The following is a 260-nucleotide window of genomic DNA, read 5'->3' on the forward strand; positions in this document are numbered from 1 at the left end:
GAGCCTGACGGATGGGGGCTGGTTGCGGCGGGCACGACACGCGCAGACAGCGGCGCGGACAGAGCCCCCATCCGACCCGCTACGCGGCCCACCTTCCCCCGAAATGGGGGAAGGAAGGCGACGGGGACCTACCCCCCGACCATCCCGAAGTCCGCCACCCGGCCCATCACCGCGCGAACCTGCCCCAGCAGTTTCAGCCGGTTCTCCCGCTCGGCGGCCACCTCCGAGTTGACCATCACCTTGTCGAAGAAGGCGTCCAC

Source organism: Brevundimonas sp. UBA2416 (assembly GCF_002343105.1).
In the GTDB taxonomy this organism is placed as follows: domain Bacteria; phylum Pseudomonadota; class Alphaproteobacteria; order Caulobacterales; family Caulobacteraceae; genus Brevundimonas.